Consider the following 18,602-nt stretch of genomic DNA (forward strand, 5'->3'; position numbering starts at 1 on the left):
GCTCAGTTCACCGGCATGCTGGCGGCGTCATTGAACTTGACTGTCGTCACGGCGAGCGGGCCAAGGCCCCATTTCTCCATGATCGCCTTGTAGGCGCCGCTATCGACCATGTGTTGCAATGAGGCGATGACCGCGTCACGCAGGTCTGGATTGTCCTTCGATGTCAGCATGCCGAGATAACCGACTGCGAGGCGGACATCCGGAAGCGCCTGAAGGCCAACACCCTTACCGGTCTGGTTTTTCGTCGTATAAACGCTTGTCGCATAACCGTTAACGGTCGCGTCGGCGCGGCCGGTGCGAACAGCTTGCAGGACGTCAGGCATTTTCGGAATCGACATGATATTGATAGGTGCCGAGCATTTCGCCGATGCGGCCTCAACCAGGCGCGCCTGGAACGTGCCGACGGGGACAGCAACCTTCTTGCCGCACAGATCTTCCATGCTCTTGATGCCGAGTGGATTGCCCTTGATGGTCATGATCGTCGTAGCATCAAACATGTAGTCGATGACATCGACCTGTTTTTCCAGTTCCACATCGTCGTTGATGCCGGAAATCGTCATGTCGAAACGCTTGGACAGGACGGCCGGTACGATTGCGGCGCCAGCGCCGACATTGGTCATCTGAACATCGATCCCGAGAATAACGCCGAGGGCTGCGGCAATATCAGCATCGATCCCGATGAGTTTTCCATCCTCCGCCTGGAAGCTGATCGGGGGCGTCAGGTCGGTTGCCACCTTGATGGCTTTCTTGTCCTTGATGGCAGGCGGCAGGCGGTCTGCCAGGGTCTGGTTGAACGCGATACCAGGCAGTTTCGCGACTTCCGCATCAGGCACCATCTTAATGGCGGTCCCTTCTGCAGCAAGTGTCGAGGTTGCGAGCAAAGCGAATGCGATGCCGGCCAGGCTGTCTTTGAGACTTTTCGTGACGCTGCGCATATGATCCCCATTTAACTTTTTATCGGCGTGAATTGACGCAAATCTCCAAGCAATCGGCGTGCCAGCTTTATCGATGCCTTTTCAAGACATTGTTTTTAAGATCTTATTTCTTGCGTAACGATTTGCAATATTTCCGAAAAAATATTCGCACAAATATTCGTAAACTTATCGGCTAAAAAATCATCTCATACGTCGATATCGATGCGTGGATTGGCGGCTGATCGTCTAAACTGCTGTTTAAACAGGGTATTTTGTCGGCTATCCAGAATGAATGGAGGGTGATCTATGGCGAACTGACCCAGAAATCCTTTAGTAAGCTCCTAGAGCTACGCCTAGATTTTGCTCAATGCATAAGCGAAGTCAGCAAAAATTGCACATTTTTTAAATTCGAAAATATTTTCGGCTAAAAATTATTGAAAATATACGAATCTATAAAACGCAAAAATATCTTTTAAAAATCTGTAGCTTAGTAAGTTTTGTTGATTGAGGATCGTCAATTGGCATGCGGATTGCTGCTGTCGTTGCCATGACCGACACCGTAGGCAACATCGTCGACCGACCAAATCTCTGCCTTGTGCCTCAAAGCCTTGAGCGCTTTGACGACACGGCGCAACTGAAGGGGACATTCATGGCAGAGACCTCGAAGGCCGCAGAGGGCAAGCATCTCAGCATTCGCGGTCTGACACACAGCTATGGCGGGCAGAACGCGATCAGCGACATCTCGTTTGAGATAGAGGCTGGCGAGATCGTCGCTCTTCTCGGGCCAAGCGGCTGTGGCAAATCTACCGTCCTGCGTGCCATCGCGGGGCTGATCCAGCCGAAAAGCGGGGTTATCAAGCTAGGCGGCCATGACCTTGCCAATGTTTCGGCCCGCTCCCGCGGCATCGGCATGGTGTTCCAGAATTACGCCCTGTTTCCGCACCTGACGGTGGCCGAGAACATCGCCTACCCACTGGCCTGCCAGCAGGTTCCCCGCGCAAAGCGCAGGGAAAGGGTGGAGGAAATGCTCTCACTCGTGCAGTTGAAGAGCTATGGCAGCCGGCTGCCACGCGAACTTTCCGGTGGTCAGCAGCAGCGTGTCGCGGTTGCCCGGGCCATTGCCGGACGCCCCTCGCTTCTGCTGCTCGACGAACCGTTCGGGGCGCTCGACCGGGCGCTTCGTTTCGATCTGCAGGTCGAGCTTCTGCATTTACAAAAGACGCTCGGGATCACGACGCTGATCGTGACGCATGACCAGGAAGAGGCGCAGAGCCTCGCCGGTCGGCTCGTGCTGATGAACAAGGGTAATGTCGAGCAGATCGACACGCCCATGGCCGTTTATGACCGCCCGAAGTCACTGTTCGTCAACACCTTCATCGGCCAGGCCAATATGCTGCATGGGATGGTGGAGCGGCTGGATGCGGAGGCAACCAGCATCGCGCTGGTGAACGGCAAGGCCATTGTTCTGCCGCGTCGTCTGAACTTCACGATCGGTTCCAAGGTGACAATGACCTTTCGTCCCGAAGATGTCCGTCTGTCTGCCAGCCAGAGTGACTTTGCCTTGCCGGCCAGGGTGACCGTATCCGTGCCTCTTGGACCGACGCTGGTTCACGATCTTCTTCTTGACGATGGGACAGGCCTTCGCGCGTCGCAGGTCCGCGGCCCCTCCACCTTTATTCCCGAGCCGGGAGCCCAACTCTTTGCCGAGATCGACACCGCCAGGTGTCACGCCTTTCCGAGCGAACCGGAAGCATCCAGTCAATGAACAACAACAGAGGTGAACAGATGCAAAACTTCAACATCACAAGACGTCATTTCGGACTGCTCGCTGCCAGTGCGGCTGCGGCCGCCACGCTGCCCTTTGCTGTACGCGCCGCTGGTGGTACGGCTGTTGCGGCGACCTTCCCCGGAAACTGGGAGGATGGCTACCGCTCCGTGCTGACGCCGCTCGTCAAGGAAGCCGGTTTCGACCTGACGGTCGCTCCCGCCTTGGCGCAGGACCAGCTTGCCAAGGTGATGGCAAGCCCCGGCAACCCGCCTTACGATACCCTGCTGATGTCGCCCGGTCAGATGGCCGTCGCCATCGAGAACGACCTCATTCAGAAGATCGATCCGTCCAAGCTCAAGAACTGGAGCATGCTCGATCCGGCATTCCAGGGCGAGTACGGACCGACCGTGACGGTCGAAGTCAATGGTATCGCTTATAACCCGGATCTGGTGCCGGCTCCGAAAGGCTATCGCGACCTGTTCGAAAACCCGGCTTATAAGGGCCTGGTATCCTGGACCGGTTTCGCCTCCAACACCGGCGTGATGGCCTATACCGAAATCGCCAGGATTTTTGGCAAAGGTCCGACTGACATGGACGCCGTGTTCAAACTGTTCAAGGACAATCCCGAGCAGATCAAGGGCGTCGTCGCCAGCACAAACCACCAGATGACCTTGTTCCAGCAGGGCGAAATCGCTGTCTTCATGTGCTCGACCGGCAATGTTGCGCGCCTCAAGTCCATGGGCCTCAAAGCCGAGTTTGTCCAACCGGAAACCGGCTCTCCGGCGGCTCCCGTCAATATCCATCTGACCAAGGGCGCCAAGAACATTGACGCAGCCTATGCCTATATGGACGCCGCCATCTCAAAGGCCGCGCAGGATAAGCTGAAACTGCCACCGACCGAGATGTTCCCGACCAATAAGGAGGTCGCTCTTACACCGGGCATTGAGGCCTATGTGAAGCGCGAACAGCTGGCAACGCTGGTCTATCCGGACTGGGCTGCAATCAACAAGAACCGTGCGGAATGGATCCGCCAGTTCGATGCTCTCGTTGCCGGTTGAGGGTTCACAATGAAAGCGAGCGGTTTCCCATACGTTGTCCCGATGCTTCTGCTGTCGGTGGCGTTCTTTGCGACGCCGCTCGCCGTTCTCGTCGGGTTCAGCTTCATCGGCCCGAACGGACTGTCTCTCCACAATTACGCACGGTTTTTTGGCGATACATTTAACTACCGTGTTCTGGTCAACACCGCCACGCTCGGTCTCCAGACCATTGCCAGCACGACCCTGCTCGGTGTTCCGATCGCGCTTTTCTATTGGCACAGTGGCAAGACCGCGCGACAGGTTATCATCTTTCTGACACTTATTCCGATGCTGACCAGCAATGTGGTTCGGACCTTCGCCTGGATCGTCATTCTTGGACGACAGGGACCGATTAGCGAGGCATTTGTCGCGCTTGGGCTTGAGCAACGCCCGTTTACTCTGCTGTCAACCGAACTCGGTCTGGTTATGGCCATGTGTCAGATCGACCTGCCTTTGATCATTTTGCCTTTGATTGCCATTCTCTCGCGCACGCCGGTGCAGTTCACCGAGGCGGCGCAGGTTTCAGGCGCGGGTCCATGGCGTATCTTCGTGACGGTTCTCCTGCCAATGATGCTACCCGGCCTGCTGGCGGGTTGGATCCTTGTGTTTGCCAGTACCAGTGCGTCCTTCGTCACCCAAGCGGTCATCGGTGGTGCGCGAAACGTCTATGTGCCGCAGTTGATCTATCGAGAAGTGGGCACGCTGTTTGATTGGCCGATGGCCTCTGCCATCGCCGTTGTCCTCCTTCTGTCGACCGGTATCCTTCTTGTGACCATGACCATGATTTCACGTCACAGGAGGCTTGTCGGCCATGCATAATCATCGCGAAAACCCGATCCCGACCCTTCTCTACAAGGCATTTGTTTTCGGCTTCGGCAGTCTCAGCCTGATCTATCTGGTGGCGCCCATTGTCATTGCGATCACCATGTCGTTCACCTCGGGCCAGACGCTCAAATATCCGCCGGAGGGTTTTTCTCTGCGCTGGTATGAGGCGCTGATTGATCCCGTCCGCTCAGGAACCGAACATATTGCGGCTGGCAATTCACTGAAGATCGCAGGCCTCGCGGTGCTCGGATCGCTGCTGTTCGCCGTGCCTGCCACCATTGGCATGGCACGGATGCGACGCAGCACAGTCAATTCGCTGGAGCCGTTTCTATTGGCCCCGCTCGTCCTGCCAAGCCTGGTGTATGGCCTGGCAGCGCTGATCGTGGCGAATTTCGTCGGCTTCCAGCCTTCGCTCTGGCTCACCGTCGTCGGCCATGTCGTCGTCTTCGGGCCACTGATGTACCGTGCCGCTTCCGTTGTCGCGCAAGGGATCAATCCGTCGCTGGCTGAAGCTTCTACCGTGATGGGTGCAACCTGGTACACGACGCTCCGGCGCGTGATCCTGCCACTGCTGAGATCAGGTATTCTAGCCGGCGCCTTCCTCGTCTTCATCCAGTCCCTCGACAACGTCTCCGTCTCGCTCTTCCTCGCCGACGCGCAAACGACCGTGCTGCCGCTTCGCATGTTCGCATTGATCGAGGAGTCGCTCGATGTCCGGGTGGCGGCAATGTCAGGAATCCTGATCGGGCTGACCCTGGTGGTGATGCTGGTTGCGAGGCGGGTGCTGGCACCATCCCGTCAAGCCTGACCCAAAATACATCTGGAAGGAATACCCAATGAACATACATGCCAACACGTCAGGCACCTATCGCATCGGATCATTGCTTGCCGATTTCCAGCCGGATTTCGATTTTGCGGCCCCTTTGCCTTTGCCCGTCGAAGAGTTCGAGGATCGTCTGCGGCGCATTCGCCGCCAGGCTGTCGAAGCTGGCCATGATGCGCTTGTCGTCCATACTGGCGGCGTTGGCTGGTTCCACACCTCCAATCACTATCTTCGCTATATCTGCGACTGGATGCGCGAGGGCGTGCTGATTATCCCGACGGATGTCGATAGGCCTATGGTGCTTTTATCCTTCTTCACCCAATCCGTGCTTCTACCGCCGGGCGGCGAACCAGTGCTGGTGGAAGATATCTGGCAGATTGGTCCGATCGGCCGCGAATATGCCGACCGGCCGGGCGACTCGGTAATCAAGACGGCTGAGAAATGCGCCGAACTATTGACAGGCATCGGCTTGGCGAGAGGGCAGGTCGGCCGCATTGGTGATCGCACCTCGCTGACCTTCTGGGCCGCACTGGACGAGTTGATGCCCAAAGCCAAGTTCGTCGCCGACAATGCCATTCTCGACCGGATGCAGAAAATACGCTCGCCACGCGAAATCGAGATGTTCCGAGCCGCGGCCCAGCTTGTCAGCATCGCCACGCAGGCGGCCTATCATGTCACTAAGCCTGACGTCACCGACCATGAAATCTACGCTGCCTTCACGCAAGGACAGCTTTCCTTCGGCGGCGAAACGGGTGACGGCTACCAGATCGGCATCAACGAGTTCGGCACCCATTGCGGCAAGCCCTATGGCCATGTCGTCCGTCCCGGTGATCTCATCAATCTCTATGTCTCCAACATCACCTATCGCGGCTACACGGCTCAGACCGCCCGTATGATTGCCGTTGGCGACATCACCAAGCGGCAGGAAGACGTGCTGGCGGCCTGCACAGATGGTGTGAAGCGGGCGGAAAAGCTGATCCGCCCGGGCGCGCTGATGCGCGATGTCAACAATGCAGCCTTCGAGCCGATGATCGAGCGCGGCATGCTGTCTTCGCCGGAAGCGCGCACCATGCCTTACAACTGGGCGCCGATGGAGGATGGCAGTGCGCGGCTGATCCCGCGCCAGTATGTCAAGAACATCGATTGGGAAGCGCAGGGCCGCACCCTGATGCATGTCTACCCGGCAACCCATGGCCCGCATAACCCTAATCTCGGTCATTCCGTTGGCATGGCCGGTGGGCAGAACAGCTTCAACATCTCGTCGCACAACTATGACCGGATGGAAGAGGGCATGGTATTCGTGCTGCATACGCAGTGGCTTGAGCCAATGTCTGCTGGCTGCAATGTCGGTGACATGTATGTTGTCACCAAGGATGGGTTCGAGAACCTCTCCCGCCACACTCCGCTTGAAACGCACCGCATTGCTGTCGAGGCCTGATATGACCGACCATACCCATTTCGATTTCGCCAAGCTCAATGAGCGAGAGCGTTACAAGCTCCTGATCGGAACGGTGATCCCGCGCCCGATTGCGCTGGTGACGACAGTGAGCAAGGATGGCCAGCCGAATGCTGGTCCGTTCAGCTTCTTCAACGTCCTGACCCACGATCCGGCAATCGTCGCAATCGGTGTCGAGAACTATTCGGACATGCGCTTCAAGGACACCGCCCGCAATATCCGTGAGACGGGCGAGTTCACGGTCCATATCTGCGACAATGCGCTGGTTGAACAGATGGAAGTTTGCGCCATCAAGTTCGGCCCCGAGGTCGACGAGATGGAAGAGGCGGGTCTTGCGACCGTTCCCGGTCAGATGGTGCGCAGCCCCCGTATTCTGGCCGCTCCTGCGGCTCTGGAATGCCGTCGCCACACAACGCTTCAGGTCGGCCCGGCCCGCGAGATCATTCTCGGCGAGGTCATCGGCGTGTTCGTCCGCAGCGATGCCATCAATCCTTCCAACCTGCATATCGACCAGCAGCTTATGGATGCCGTCGGCCGTATGGGTGGACACACCTATGCCCGCACCCGTGACCAGTTCGACATCAAAACGCTGACACCTCAGGAATGGGAGAGCCGGAAGATTGGCGAGACGCTGACGGGAGAATAAGCGGCACCGAAGGCCCTGCGGGGAGGACGGTTTGGTGCGCCTCATGGTTTCACAAGGCGCACCGAAAACGAATTATCCAAGGAACTCGATCAGATCTCGATTGAGCCGGTCTGGAGCCGTGGCAAACAGGCCATGCGGCTCACCGTCGTATTCGATAAGTTTGGCACCTGCGATACCACTGGCTGCTGCTCGACCTGCGGGGTCAATCGGTACGGTCTTGTCTGCCGTGCCATGGATGACCAGTGTGGGGATTGTGAAGGCGGCAAGGTCCGGCCTGAAATCGGTCTTACCAAATGCATCGACGCAATCAATTGTCGCTTTGGGGCTGGCCATAACACCGAGAATGAATGACCAATCCAGTACACCCTGGCTCACCGGACTGCTGACCAGGCCGACGCCGTAAAAGGTCTTGGCAAAGCTCTGAAGAAACGCAAACCGGTCTTTGCGGATGTCATTCTTCATACCCTCAAATACGCTGGCGTCGACACCATCAGGATTGCTGCCATCCTTGAGAAGATACGGCGCCACAGAGGCCACCAGAACCGCCTTGGAGATCTTTGAAGCCCCGTGTCGCGACAGGTAGCGGGCGATCTCGCCCCCACCCATGGAAAAGCCGACGAGCGACACATTCTGAACATCCAGGCTATCGATCACGCTGGCGAGGTCATCGGCAAACGTGTCGTAATTGTAGCCATCGGCTGGATGTCCCGACTGACCAAAGCCCCGACGGTCGTAAGTGATGACGCGAAAGCCCGCTTCCAGCAGAGCAAGTGACTGATATTCAAACATATCGCCGGTCAAAGGCCATCCATGGATAAGCACCACGGGACGACCTTTTCCCATGTCCTTTACATGCAATTGCGTACCATCTTTCGCTTCGATAAAAGCCATCCTGAATCTCCTTTGATGATGGCAGGCAAACGCCAGGAGGAGTTTCCTGTTCCATCTCAAGAGCATTTCCAGGAAAAGTGTGACGTGATTTTACGTTCGCAAATGCGTAAAACAAAAACCCAGATCATTTCCGCGATTCAACGAAACACGGAAATGATCTGAGCTTGATTTTGCCTCGCAGCCCGCCGGTTGACCGGGTGTACACTTGGTGTCGGTTCGCGACTGCGACTCCGCGTTTTTCACAGCGCGCTCCGATCAGGGCTTACGATGGCCAGAACCGTCTGAATGTTGAAAGCGAGGCGCCTTTCCAAGGCTGCCCGCGTCATCATTCGCTGCCCATAGACGATTGAACTGGTGGCCTGGTTGGTGAAATAGTAGTAGCAGATCGAGGTGATCGTCAGGCTCAACTGGATCGGATCAATTCCAAGACGAAAGGTGCCATCCGCCTCACCACGCCGCAGGATGTCATCGACGAGTGGCCGGGAGCTGGCAGCACCTTCCCGGATGGCGCGGGACTTTTTGAAGTGGATGGCTTTCAACTGGTTCTCGGAGTTCAGGATGGTAATGAATTCCGGGTGTTCAAGGTAATATGTCCAGACGAACGTGACCAAGGCGATCAGCGCGTCGCACGGTGGTAGCTGCTCGAGATTCAACGCCGCCTCGGCATCCCACACATCGCGATAGACCTTCTCGATCACCGCCTGGTAGAGCAATTCCTTGCTTCCGAAATACTGATAGATCATTCGCTTGTTGATCTCAGCCCGTTCAGCAATGGCTTCAACCCGGGTGCCAGTCAGACCATTTGCCGCAAACTCGACAACGGCAGCCTCCAGAATTCGGTTTTGAGACAAATCTGGCCTGCGCGGATGTCGGCGCCGAGGCTGCTTCTGTGTCTGCTTTTCTTCCGTCACGATGACCCTCACTTGAAGAACTGCGTCCTTGCCTCGCCGAGTTTCAAACGGCGATTTCGGCCCGGCCATTGCCGATGTTCGATAAGGCGTTTTTACGGTCTGCGTCAACAGCTTAGAGCGAATCACAAAGTAACCATTTCGTTATTTATACAACCTATCTCCATAAAAAATATGGATAAAAATACTTTATTTGAAAGATCGTGTCATCGGGACGTTAAAAAACTCTCTTAAAGCAAGAGGCGAATTGACTGAGGGCGTTGGCTAAAACACCGCTGTGTTTCGACCCGCGTAATTTTGACGGTGTGATCCTGGAAAAGCAGTGAAGAATATGGTCGGTCATTCCATTGATATCGTGAATCTGGAAAAGTGCTTTGAGCGCGTGCAGGTTCTAAAGCGCATCAACCTTCAAATCTGTGAGGGTGAATTCCTGACGCTGCTTGGGCCTTCCGGGTGTGGAAAGTCGACGCTGTTGCGGTTGTTGGCCGGTTTTGAACCTTGCACAGACGGACATATCATGATCGCAGGACGTGACGTGTCCTCGCTGCCGCCGAAGCGACGCGGTATTGCCATGGTTTTCCAGAACTATGCGCTCTATCCGCATATGACGGTCCGTGCGAATCTGGCCATGCCGCTCGAAATGGCGCGTTTGTCGTTCAGCCAGCGTCTGCCGGGTGCCTCGCTTCTGTCATCAAGGGTTCGCGGCATCCGCAACGATATCGAGACGGATATCAGCAAGACTGCAAGACAGCTTGGCCTCGAAATGCTGATGGAGCGCAAGCCGTCGCAGCTGTCCGGCGGACAGAGACAGCGTGTGGCGGTTGGTCGCGCAATGGTCCGTCATCCCGGCGTCTTTCTGATGGACGAGCCACTTTCGAACCTCGATGCGAAGCTGCGCCAGCAGTTGCGCGATGAGATCGTCGACCTGCACCGCCGGACTGGCATCACCTTCATTTACGTCACCCACGACCAGACCGAGGCGATGACAATGTCGGATCGGATCGCCGTTATGGAAGACGGAGAGATCAAGCAGTGTGGAGCACCCGCGGAAATTTATGACCGGCCAGACTATCTTTCTGTCGCACGGTTTGTCGGCACAACGGCGATCAACGAGATGCCGGTGACGGTCAGCAAGGGGGCGGTTTCGATCAATGGACGGGCATTGCACCTGAGACTACCGGGCATCGCGGATGGGTCGTACCAATTGGCGATCCGGCCAGAACGACTGCATCCGACTGAAGATGGAAATGGCGATTTTTCGCTTCGGGTGGAACAGGTGGAGTTTGCGGGCAACGATGTGGGCATCCGCTGCAACGGCTCGGAAATCGGTGCGGGTACTGTGCGCGTGCAACTGCGGCCAGAGAGCTTTGGCCGATTGGTGACTGGCCGCAAGATAGGTGAAAGGATTGCGCTGCGGATCGTCTCCGATGCTGCACTCATCTTTGATCAAAGCGGTCGCCGTGTTCCAGTGTCGCTTCCTTTGGCAGCTCCGGTCGAGGAGGCATGGCATGACGTCTCTGTCTGATCTGCACCCTCAATCGTCTGCGGTCGCGTCGAAGCGCTTCAGTTATGCCGCCATTGCGCATCTCTTCGCGGCCCCGGCCTTCCTGCTGCTAATCGCAACGGTGGTTGCGCCGATCTTCGTTGTGGTCCTGATCAGCTTGACCGATTATCGCCTCGGTCGGCTCACCTTGAATTTTGTCGGCCTCGGCAACTATTCCAGAATGATCAATGACCCATTCTTCTGGGCCGCCTTGCGCAACAGCGCAATCTATACGGCAATTGTCGTGCCGGTATCGGTGTTCGGTGCGCTCTGCGTTGCAGTGCTGCTCGATGGCCGCCGCCACTCGCGACGTTTCTACGAAATCGTCTACTTTCTGCCGGTCACTTCCACGCTGACGGCCATGTCGATCGTCTGGAGCTATCTGCTCAATGGCCATATCGGGCCTCTGGCCAGCCTGTTGGAAGCACTGGGCTTACCGGCTCTCGATTTTTTCGCCGATGGCACGCTTGCGCTGATCGGCCTTGCCATCATCGGTATCTGGCATCTCTTCGGCTTCAACCTGATCCTTTTCCTGGCGGGGCTCACGGTTATTTCAAGTGAGCTGAAGGAGGCGTCTGCTCTCGATGGAATGGACGGCTTTTGGGACCGTCTGCGTTATCTGACATGGCCGCTTCTGGCACCCACGACCATCGTGGTTGTCGTTTTAAGCTGCATCCAGTCATTTCAGGTTTTCGACACCGTGGCGGTTCTGACCAATGGTGGTCCCTATGGCGCCACCGAGATGCTGCTGCACAAGATCAACACGGATACGTTCACGGGCATGAAAGCCGGTTATGGCAGCGCACTGACGGTCGTCTATCTGCTGTTGATCGGGACATTTTCGATTGTCCATGTCGGCTTGAGCAACAGAAAGGCGCATTTTTGATGGCTCGCTCCACGCTTCGCGCCTTCCTGTCTCATGCCGTTCTGCTGGGCGGTGCCTTTCTGATGGTCTATCCGTTCTTCTGGATGTGGCGTGCGTCAACGCAGGCTCCGGGGGAGATATTCGGCAGCCTCCATGACGCGCCGCCGATCCTGACATCAATATCAGAGAATTACACGCGGGCGCTGTTCGACTCTCCCATGCCACGGTTCATGCTGAACGGTGTCATCATGACCGGCGGCATTCTCCTGTTTCAGATCCTGACCACGGTGACCTGTGCCTATGCGCTGGCGAAGTTCAAGTTTCGCGGCCAGCATGTGCTTTTCGCAATTGTTCTGATCAGCCTCTCCGTTCCCGCCCAGGCAACCGCTCTGCCGATCTTCATGGTGCTCGCCAAGTTCGGGCTTCTGGATACCTATGCCGGCGTGATGCTGCCCTATCTGACCTCGGGTTTTGCAATCTTCATGTTCTCTCAGTTCATTCGCTCGTTCCCCGACGAGATTCTTCTGGCTGCACGGCTGGATGGGATGAGCGAGATAGAAATTGTCGTCCGCATCATTCTGCCGGCGATGAAACCTGCCATTGCCGCCTTCGCGATCTTCTCGATCACCTTTCATTGGAACGATCTTTATTGGCCAATGATCGTGATCAGATCCATCGATCTGTCACCGCCAACGCTCGGCCTCCTGTTCTTTAGGAGCCAGGAAGGCGGAGACAGCTTCGGGCCTTTAATGGCCTGCGCGACCCTGATCACCGCACCGCTGATCCTGTTGTTTCTCGCCGCACAGCGCGGGTTCGTACAGGGCGTTACGATGACCGGCGTCAAATGATACGGACCTGCCCGGCGGCCACCGGGCAGGTCCGAAAGTCAAGACCACTCCACCTTGTAGGAAACACCATGAAAATGAAAAACATCTTCGCGGCTGCAGCCCTGACCGTGTTGGGGACTGCACCGGCTTTCGCCGCTGATCCAGTCACGCTGACCTTTTATCACACACGACTTGCCTTTATGCAGCCTATTCTGGAGGGTTTCAAGAAGGCACATCCAGAGATCATCATCAACGAGCAGGCACCAGCCCAAAACTACAGCGCTGGTGACCAAAGCATCATTCGTGGAATGATGACGGGCTCGACGCCGGATGTCTATCTCGCCTCTTACTCCTCCATTCCCACCCTTGTGGGCGTGATGAAGGATCGGGGCGAGACAAGCTCGCTCGATCCGCTGCTGGATAAGGAAGGCAAGGACTGGCAGGCGGCCAATTATGCCCCCGCCATTCTCGACCTCGCAAAGGTTGATGGCCAGCAGTATGCTATGCCGTTTACGGCCTCCCTGCCGCTTCTCTACGTCAACAAGGAATTGGTGGAAAAGGCTGGTGGCAGTATCGATCAGTTCCCGACCACATGGGATGGCGTCATTGATCTGGCTGCCAAGATCAGCAAGCTTGGCAACGGCGTCTCGGGCATCGGTTTCTCCGTCGGTGGATTGAGCGATGACTGGTACTGGCAGATGATGGTGATGAGCGCTGGCGCCCAGATGCTTGACGCCAAAGCCACCGGCATTGGTTATGATAACAAGGCAGGGCTGGAAGCACTGCGCATCACCCAGGACCTTGCGGTCAAGACGGGCATGTCCGTTTATGCCGACCCCAAGCCTGCGCAGCAGCAGTTCTTTGCCGGAAAGATCGGCATGGTCGTGGAGTCGCCGTCCGATCTCGTGGCCTATGAGACCGCCATCGGCGACCGCTTCACCATGCGCACCGTCCGCTTCCCGCTGATCGACGCCAAGAAGGGCGGCCTGCCAGCTGGTGGAAATGCCCTGATGGTGTTTTCCAAGGATGCGGCCAAGCGCGCTGCCGCCTGGGAGTTCTTTAAATACATGACCAGCGCCTCCGTTCAGGCCGACGTCTCCAAGGCAAGCGGCTACATGCCGGTCAACGTTCAGGCTGCCAAGGCGCTCGAGAGCTTCTATGCAGAGCATCCGAACTTCCAGACGGTCTTCAAGTCGATGAATGCCGCCATGCCGTGGTTTGCCTATCCCAACAACACGGCGGATGGTGTCTGGAAGGGCGTTGCGCCAGTTCTGGACCAATTGCAGCGGGGCAAGATCACGCCTGAGGCTGCCATGCCGAAGATTCGCGAGCATGTCGCGGGTGTGATGGCGGCAAAGTAATGCAAGTCGGGCGCACCATTCGGTGCGCCCCATCTGCCGCCATGGCTGACGCGTACTGATCGGCAGTTGCAGATTAAAGCTTCCAAGGAAAGATGATGAAAATAGCGATCTTGGCCGATCCTCACATCGGCTCTCAAAACCACGTATTCGTCGAAAACTGGAAGGCGGCTGTCAAAACCGTCAACGGCTTTGACGATGTGGGACTGGCAATCGTTCTCGGCGATCTGACGCTGGATGGTGCAAATATCGAGGCAGATCTGGCCTTTGGTGCGGCTGAACTCAAGGAGATCATGGCCCCGGTTCTCGTCCTGCCGGGCAATCACGATGTTGGCGATATTGCCCGCGACAGCGTGCAGCCCGCAGATGACGCTCGTCTTGCGGCCTGGGGAAAGCATTTTGGCTCCTGGTATTGGCACAGTGACGCCACTGAGGGCTGGAGGTTGATCGGCCTGAACAGCCAGATTATCGGCTCAGGCCTGCCAGCCGAGGAACAGCAATGGTCGGCCTTGGAGCGCATGTTGAAGGGGAGGGGCGACCGCAAACCGGTGTTGTTCCTCCACATGCCTCTCTTTCTGGAAGACTGGAACGAAGCCGACAGGCCGGCATGGGCGCTGAAGACGGAAGGTCGCCAACGGTTGCAGCGGCTGATCGCCGAGCACGCCGTGTTCGCCGTGGTCTCAGGCCATATGCATCGCACGCTGCATCGGCGGCAGAAGGATGAGCCGGTGTTGATCTGGACGCCTGCATCCAGCTTTCTGGCCCGCGATGAGTCCATGCCAAGCCAGCCGGGAAAAGAACTGCTGGGCGTGACATTGCTGGATTTCGGCACGGATGACATCTCGGTTGAATTCATTGATATCGACGGGCTGATGAAGAGCTATATCGAGGATTACAACGGCTCGATCTATCGCTCGCCCGCGAAAACCGCCTGAGGACACGCTATGACCTGGTTCAGTTATCACGGCGGCCACAGCGGGCAATTCTGCGACCATGCGAAATCGACCCTTGCCGCGGTTATCGAGACGGCAATCGACCGCGGCTTTACCCATTACGGCCTGAGCGAACACTGCCCGCGATATCGCGACGAGGATCTTTATCCCGGCGAAGAAAGGTTAGGGGTTGCGGGCCTTGCGCGCCAGTTCGCCGATTATGTCGATCACGCATTCAAGCTTCGTGACGCCTATGCGGACCGGATCGAGTTGCTGATCGGGTTCGAGACCGAGAAATTACCGCCGGATACCTGGCTTGCCAAGATGGAGGCCATACGGCGCGCTCATCCATTCGATTACATCGTCGGCAGCGTCCACGATATCGACGGGTGTTGGCTCGATTACTCGGCACAATCCACTGAAGCCCTCAAGCGGGAATTGGGGGGCACCGATGCCTTCCAGATCGCTTATTTCCAATCGGCAACCGACATGGTGCAGCGTCTTCGTCCAGATGTCGTTGCCCATCTCGATCTCGTCCGAAAATATGAGCCTGCAGGCTTTGAATTTTCTGCCGCTGTTCTGCGCGAGGTGGACATTCTTCTGGAAGCAATCGAGGCCTATGGCGGCATATTGGATGTCAATTGTGCCGCATACCGCAATGGCTACGGCCCGGTTTACCCCTTGCCGCACATACTCAAACGTGGTTGCCATATGGGCATCCGCGTGACCCTGGGTGATGACAGCCATGGCGTTGACACCGTGGGCGTCGGCCTTGAGCAGTCCGTTGCTGCAATCCGAGCGGCTGGCTTTGAGAGCATTGCATACCTGACACGTGCCAATGGATGGCTCCAGGCTGACATAGACGATGTCGCTCCGGGAAAAATCTGAGAGCGTTGTTATGCCAGCACTTCATGCGCTTACCATCCGGCCCGCAACCCCGGATGACATCGATTTCGTCATGCGTGTCGAACGGCTCCCCGGCTATCCAGAGCGCGTGGGCACCTATTCGGTTCGGGAGCATGAAAGCCGAATGGCTGACCCCAACTGCCGATACCTGATCGGTATGTGTGAAGCAAAGCCCGTGGGCTTCGCGGTGTTGAGGCCCGATGACGGCATGGGAAATGTTGAGATCCGCCGTCTTGCTGTGGAGCAGTTCGGGAGCGGCATCGGCAGCGCGTTTGTGCTGCGTCTCTGCACGAATGTTTTCGCAGACCCGACAATTGGTCGTCTGGTTCTCGATGTCCTTCCCTCAAATGCGATTGCACGGCGCGTCTATACCAAGCTGGGCTTTGTCGAAGAGGGACTGATGCGCAACGCGTTGCGTTACCCGGATGGCCGTCGCGCCGATTTGCTTTTGATGGCGCTTCTGCGCGACGACTGGCTCGGAGTAGCTTCGGTGCTGGTTCGTTAGAGTTTCCAAGGGAAAAGCGGAACCCGGTTTTTACCTGACAAACTCTAGGTTTCGATCCGGACTGGAATTGCTTTCGATGCCGGTGTCTTCGACATCTCATCATGATGGTCAATGGCGATCAGCACGTTTGCTTCAGGATAATAAGTGCCGATCGTCCCTTTTGGCAGATTATGAGCGGTGACAGTCAAGCCACCGAGCTCTCGGCGAACGCCGTCGCCGAAATCACTGACGAGTGTGACAACCTGCCCCGGTTTAAGTCCCGATGTCGCGATGTCGCTTTCGCACATCAACAGGACGTCGCGGGTACCCTCTATGCCGCGAAAGCGGTCGGAGTAACCATAGATTGTCGTGTTGAACTGATCGTTCGATCGCATTGTGACAAGTCTGAACCGGCCGTCGGCATCCTCGAAGGACAGCGCATTCATTTGGCTGGGCGTTGTGAAGACAGCCTTCTTTTCCTCGGTTTTCCAGACGCGTTCATGAGCTGCATTGCCGCGATAAAACCCGCCCGGCTGGAACATGCGCGCATTATAGTCCTTAAAGTCCTCGGGATAGGTCGCTTCGATCAGGTCTCGCACGAGGCTATAGTCACCTTGCCATTCATCCCATTTCAGTGTCGGCCTTACGGCAAGCGTCGCCTTTGCAATGCCGGCGACAATCGCCAGTTCGCTCTTCAAATGTTTGGAGGCGGGAGGTCGTTTGCCGAGTGATCCAGAAATATGGGAAAAGCTATCCTCGATGGATACGGCTTGATTTCCCGTGGTCTGCTCATCGATCTCTGCACGCGACAGGCAGGGCAGGATATAGGCCTGCTTGCCAGGGAAAAGATGGCTCCGGTTTAGCTTGGTGGAGACAATCACAGTCAGCTCCTGGCGAGCCCAGGCGCGTTCCATCTCCTTTTGATCTGGTACGGCGCGGACAAGATTGCCTCCCAGCGAAATGAAGGCTTTGATCTTGCCAGCCATCAGCCCTTTCACGGCATCGACGATGGTCGTGCCGTCCTCGGTCGGGGGATCGAAATCGAAGAGCTCCTTCAACCTGTCCATGGGAATAAGCTTGGTCTTCTCAGCGATCCCGACGGTTCGTTGACCTTGTACATTCGAATGGCCCCGAACAGGACAGCAACCAGCCCCTTCGCGCCCGATATTGCCGCGCAGAAGCAGCAGATTGACCAGCATGGCCACATTAATCGCACCTTGCGAATGCTGCGTCAGGCCCATGCCGTAGACACCGATGACCCTCTCCGCGCTGATATAGATTTCGCCGGCACGCCGGATCGCTGCCTCGGTCAGGCCGCTTTCACGCTCGATATCGGCCCAGTTCGTGGTTCTGACAAGGGCGATAAAACTATCGAATCCTGTCGTGTGCTCATCGATGAACGCCACATCGAGCACGCGCTTTTCTCCATTGGCCACCGCCACGTCGTCAGCTTCGATGACAACCTTGCAGAGACCCAGTATTGCAGAAATATCACCGCCGGCCCGGACTTGGAGATACTCGTCTGAAATCTGCGTTTCGCGTCCCGTCAGCATGTCAACCGGGCTTTGTGGATTGACGAATGCTACCAGCCCCTGCTCGACAACCGGGTTGAATGTGACGATGCGCGCACCGCGCTGCTTGGCCTCCTGCAATGGGTGAAGGAAGCGCGGACTGTTCGATCCCGGGTTCTGACCGAAAAAGAAGAATGCGTCGGCCTTCTCCAGGTCTTCCCAGACAATGGTGCCAACAGGCGAGCCGATAACCTTCTGAAGCCCGACCGAAGTCGTCTCATGGCACATGTTGGAACTCTGGGGCAGGTTGTTGTTGCCAAAGACCCGCGCGAGCAGGGCGTAGAGATAGGATGCTTCAAGACCGGCATGGCCGGAAGAGTAAAAGACGACGCTCTCGCGCGGCAAGGATTTCAGCGTCGCGCCGATTTCAGAGAAGGCCTTGTCCCACGTCACCTCAATATAGCGGTCCGTTGCAGCATCATAGCGGAGAGGATGCGTCAGCCGCCCGGTCTGTTCGAGGTCATAGTCTTTCCAGTTCCTGAGCTCGGCAACAGTGTGACGGCTCCAGAAATCAGGCGTGCAGCGCGCGCTGGTCAGGTCCGAGATCGTTGCCTTAGCTCCGTTTTCGCAGAACTCGAAGGGATGATAGTTTGCCGGTTTCGGCCACGCGCAGGAAACGCACATAAGCCCGGCAGGTTTATTGAGGCGGTAAAGCGTTTCAAGGATTGCCGGTGAAGGTTTGTTGTCGCCCAGAATACGGGCGATCGACTTCACCGATCCCCAGCCACCAGCGGGACCTTCGGCTTCCGGGTTCTCGATAGGGTCGGCCATGGCGGGCCTTTCTTTTGATGGGAGGTTCAATAGGAAAA

General features: G+C 56.8%; 17 protein-coding genes. 13 read left to right on the forward strand and 4 right to left on the reverse strand.

The annotated features are described in order from the left end of the window. Positions 1-2: 2 nt before the first annotated feature. Positions 3-935 carry an ABC transporter substrate-binding protein gene (locus tag IEI95_RS09415; RefSeq protein ID WP_194416343.1) on the reverse strand — a complete coding sequence of 311 codons (933 nt, stop codon included), beginning with the start codon at positions 933-935 and terminating at the stop codon, positions 3-5. A gap of 628 nt (positions 936-1,563) precedes the next feature. Here IEI95_RS09415 and IEI95_RS09420 point away from each other — a divergent pair. The 6 genes from IEI95_RS09420 to IEI95_RS09445 are packed head-to-tail and all read left to right on the forward strand — an operon-like array spanning position 1,564 to position 7,508. Further along, on the forward strand, positions 1,564-2,679 hold the full coding sequence (locus IEI95_RS09420) for an ABC transporter ATP-binding protein (RefSeq protein WP_156534515.1): 1,116 nt from the start codon (positions 1,564-1,566) through the stop codon (positions 2,677-2,679). Positions 2,680-2,699: 20 nt separating this feature from the next. Further along, positions 2,700-3,740, forward strand: a complete 1,041-nt coding sequence (locus tag IEI95_RS09425; protein WP_156534513.1) for an extracellular solute-binding protein — start codon at positions 2,700-2,702, stop codon at positions 3,738-3,740. 9 nt (positions 3,741-3,749) lie between these two features. Further along, positions 3,750-4,577: an ABC transporter permease gene (locus tag IEI95_RS09430; RefSeq protein WP_156534349.1), complete on the forward strand. Its 828-nt coding sequence runs from the start codon at positions 3,750-3,752 to the stop codon at positions 4,575-4,577. Then, positions 4,570-5,391: an ABC transporter permease gene (locus IEI95_RS09435; RefSeq protein WP_156534347.1), complete on the forward strand. Its 822-nt coding sequence runs from the start codon at positions 4,570-4,572 to the stop codon at positions 5,389-5,391. Before IEI95_RS09430 ends, IEI95_RS09435 begins: the two co-directional genes overlap by 8 nt. A 28-nt stretch (positions 5,392-5,419) precedes the next feature. Further along, positions 5,420-6,844 carry a M24 family metallopeptidase gene (locus IEI95_RS09440; RefSeq protein ID WP_156534345.1) on the forward strand — a complete coding sequence of 475 codons (1,425 nt, stop codon included), beginning with the start codon at positions 5,420-5,422 and terminating at the stop codon, positions 6,842-6,844. A gap of 1 nt (position 6,845) precedes the next feature. Then, positions 6,846-7,508, forward strand: a complete 663-nt coding sequence (locus IEI95_RS09445) for a flavin reductase family protein (protein ID WP_194416344.1) — start codon at positions 6,846-6,848, stop codon at positions 7,506-7,508. A 72-nt stretch (positions 7,509-7,580) separates the two neighbouring features. On the opposite strand, the gene IEI95_RS09450 is transcribed toward IEI95_RS09445, so the two are convergent. Beyond that, complete coding sequence (locus IEI95_RS09450; RefSeq protein ID WP_156534341.1) at positions 7,581-8,399, reverse strand: alpha/beta fold hydrolase; 819 nt, start codon at positions 8,397-8,399, stop codon at positions 7,581-7,583. A gap of 239 nt (positions 8,400-8,638) precedes the next feature. After that, a complete protein-coding gene (locus tag IEI95_RS09455) occupies positions 8,639-9,250 on the reverse strand; it encodes a TetR/AcrR family transcriptional regulator (RefSeq protein ID WP_156534339.1) in 612 nt (203 codons plus the stop codon). Between the two features lie 388 nt (positions 9,251-9,638). Here IEI95_RS09455 and IEI95_RS09460 point away from each other — a divergent pair, with 388 nt between their 5' ends. The 7 genes from IEI95_RS09460 (at position 9,639) to IEI95_RS09490 (ending at position 16,243) form a co-directional block, all read left to right on the forward strand. Next, positions 9,639-10,832 (forward strand): ABC transporter ATP-binding protein, encoded by a 1,194-nt coding sequence (locus tag IEI95_RS09460; RefSeq protein WP_156534511.1) that lies wholly within the window; start codon positions 9,639-9,641, stop codon positions 10,830-10,832. Then, the gene (locus IEI95_RS09465) at positions 10,816-11,736 is read left to right on the forward strand and encodes a carbohydrate ABC transporter permease (protein ID WP_194416346.1); all 921 of its coding nucleotides are present in this window, start codon (positions 10,816-10,818) and stop codon (positions 11,734-11,736) included. The genes IEI95_RS09460 and IEI95_RS09465 overlap by 17 nt, the downstream gene beginning before the upstream one ends. Next, positions 11,736-12,563, forward strand: a complete 828-nt coding sequence (locus IEI95_RS09470; RefSeq protein WP_156534335.1) for a carbohydrate ABC transporter permease — start codon at positions 11,736-11,738, stop codon at positions 12,561-12,563. Before IEI95_RS09465 ends, IEI95_RS09470 begins: the two co-directional genes overlap by 1 nt. Positions 12,564-12,631: 68 nt before the next feature. Beyond that, positions 12,632-13,903 (forward strand): ABC transporter substrate-binding protein, encoded by a 1,272-nt coding sequence (locus IEI95_RS09475; protein WP_234891067.1) that lies wholly within the window; start codon positions 12,632-12,634, stop codon positions 13,901-13,903. 95 nt (positions 13,904-13,998) lie between these two features. Next, the gene (locus IEI95_RS09480) at positions 13,999-14,835 is read left to right on the forward strand and encodes a metallophosphoesterase family protein (RefSeq protein ID WP_156537428.1); all 837 of its coding nucleotides are present in this window, start codon (positions 13,999-14,001) and stop codon (positions 14,833-14,835) included. 9 nt (positions 14,836-14,844) lie between these two features. Next, complete coding sequence (locus IEI95_RS09485; protein WP_156537429.1) at positions 14,845-15,720, forward strand: histidinol-phosphatase; 876 nt, start codon at positions 14,845-14,847, stop codon at positions 15,718-15,720. A 10-nt stretch (positions 15,721-15,730) separates the two neighbouring features. After that, positions 15,731-16,243, forward strand: a complete 513-nt coding sequence (locus IEI95_RS09490; RefSeq protein ID WP_194416347.1) for a GNAT family N-acetyltransferase — start codon at positions 15,731-15,733, stop codon at positions 16,241-16,243. A gap of 44 nt (positions 16,244-16,287) precedes the next feature. Here IEI95_RS09490 and IEI95_RS09495 read toward each other — a convergent pair whose 3' ends face one another. After that, a complete protein-coding gene (locus IEI95_RS09495) occupies positions 16,288-18,564 on the reverse strand; it encodes an FdhF/YdeP family oxidoreductase (RefSeq protein ID WP_194416348.1) in 2,277 nt (758 codons plus the stop codon). Positions 18,565-18,602 lie beyond the last annotated feature (38 nt).

The organism is Agrobacterium vitis (assembly GCF_014926405.1).
GTDB lineage: Bacteria > Pseudomonadota > Alphaproteobacteria > Rhizobiales > Rhizobiaceae > Allorhizobium > Allorhizobium vitis_H.

What these genes read in the sequence shown, in the direction of transcription:
- IEI95_RS09415 (WP_194416343.1), bottom strand. Translation starts at nt 935, where the DNA reads ATGCGCAGCGTCACGAAAAGTCTCAAAGACAGCCTGGCCGGCATCGCA.
- IEI95_RS09420 (WP_156534515.1), top strand. Translation starts at nt 1,564, where the DNA reads ATGGCAGAGACCTCGAAGGCCGCAGAGGGCAAGCATCTCAGCATTCGC.
- IEI95_RS09425 (WP_156534513.1), top strand. Translation starts at nt 2,700, where the DNA reads ATGCAAAACTTCAACATCACAAGACGTCATTTCGGACTGCTCGCTGCC.
- IEI95_RS09430 (WP_156534349.1), top strand. Translation starts at nt 3,750, where the DNA reads ATGAAAGCGAGCGGTTTCCCATACGTTGTCCCGATGCTTCTGCTGTCG.
- IEI95_RS09435 (WP_156534347.1), top strand. Translation starts at nt 4,570, where the DNA reads ATGCATAATCATCGCGAAAACCCGATCCCGACCCTTCTCTACAAGGCA.
- IEI95_RS09440 (WP_156534345.1), top strand. Translation starts at nt 5,420, where the DNA reads ATGAACATACATGCCAACACGTCAGGCACCTATCGCATCGGATCATTG.
- IEI95_RS09445 (WP_194416344.1), top strand. Translation starts at nt 6,846, where the DNA reads ATGACCGACCATACCCATTTCGATTTCGCCAAGCTCAATGAGCGAGAG.
- IEI95_RS09450 (WP_156534341.1), bottom strand. Translation starts at nt 8,399, where the DNA reads ATGGCTTTTATCGAAGCGAAAGATGGTACGCAATTGCATGTAAAGGAC.
- IEI95_RS09460 (WP_156534511.1), top strand. Translation starts at nt 9,639, where the DNA reads ATGGTCGGTCATTCCATTGATATCGTGAATCTGGAAAAGTGCTTTGAG.
- IEI95_RS09465 (WP_194416346.1), top strand. Translation starts at nt 10,816, where the DNA reads ATGACGTCTCTGTCTGATCTGCACCCTCAATCGTCTGCGGTCGCGTCG.
- IEI95_RS09470 (WP_156534335.1), top strand. Translation starts at nt 11,736, where the DNA reads ATGGCTCGCTCCACGCTTCGCGCCTTCCTGTCTCATGCCGTTCTGCTG.
- IEI95_RS09475 (WP_234891067.1), top strand. Translation starts at nt 12,632, where the DNA reads ATGAAAATGAAAAACATCTTCGCGGCTGCAGCCCTGACCGTGTTGGGG.
- IEI95_RS09480 (WP_156537428.1), top strand. Translation starts at nt 13,999, where the DNA reads ATGAAAATAGCGATCTTGGCCGATCCTCACATCGGCTCTCAAAACCAC.
- IEI95_RS09485 (WP_156537429.1), top strand. Translation starts at nt 14,845, where the DNA reads ATGACCTGGTTCAGTTATCACGGCGGCCACAGCGGGCAATTCTGCGAC.
- IEI95_RS09490 (WP_194416347.1), top strand. Translation starts at nt 15,731, where the DNA reads ATGCCAGCACTTCATGCGCTTACCATCCGGCCCGCAACCCCGGATGAC.
- IEI95_RS09495 (WP_194416348.1), bottom strand. Translation starts at nt 18,564, where the DNA reads ATGGCCGACCCTATCGAGAACCCGGAAGCCGAAGGTCCCGCTGGTGGC.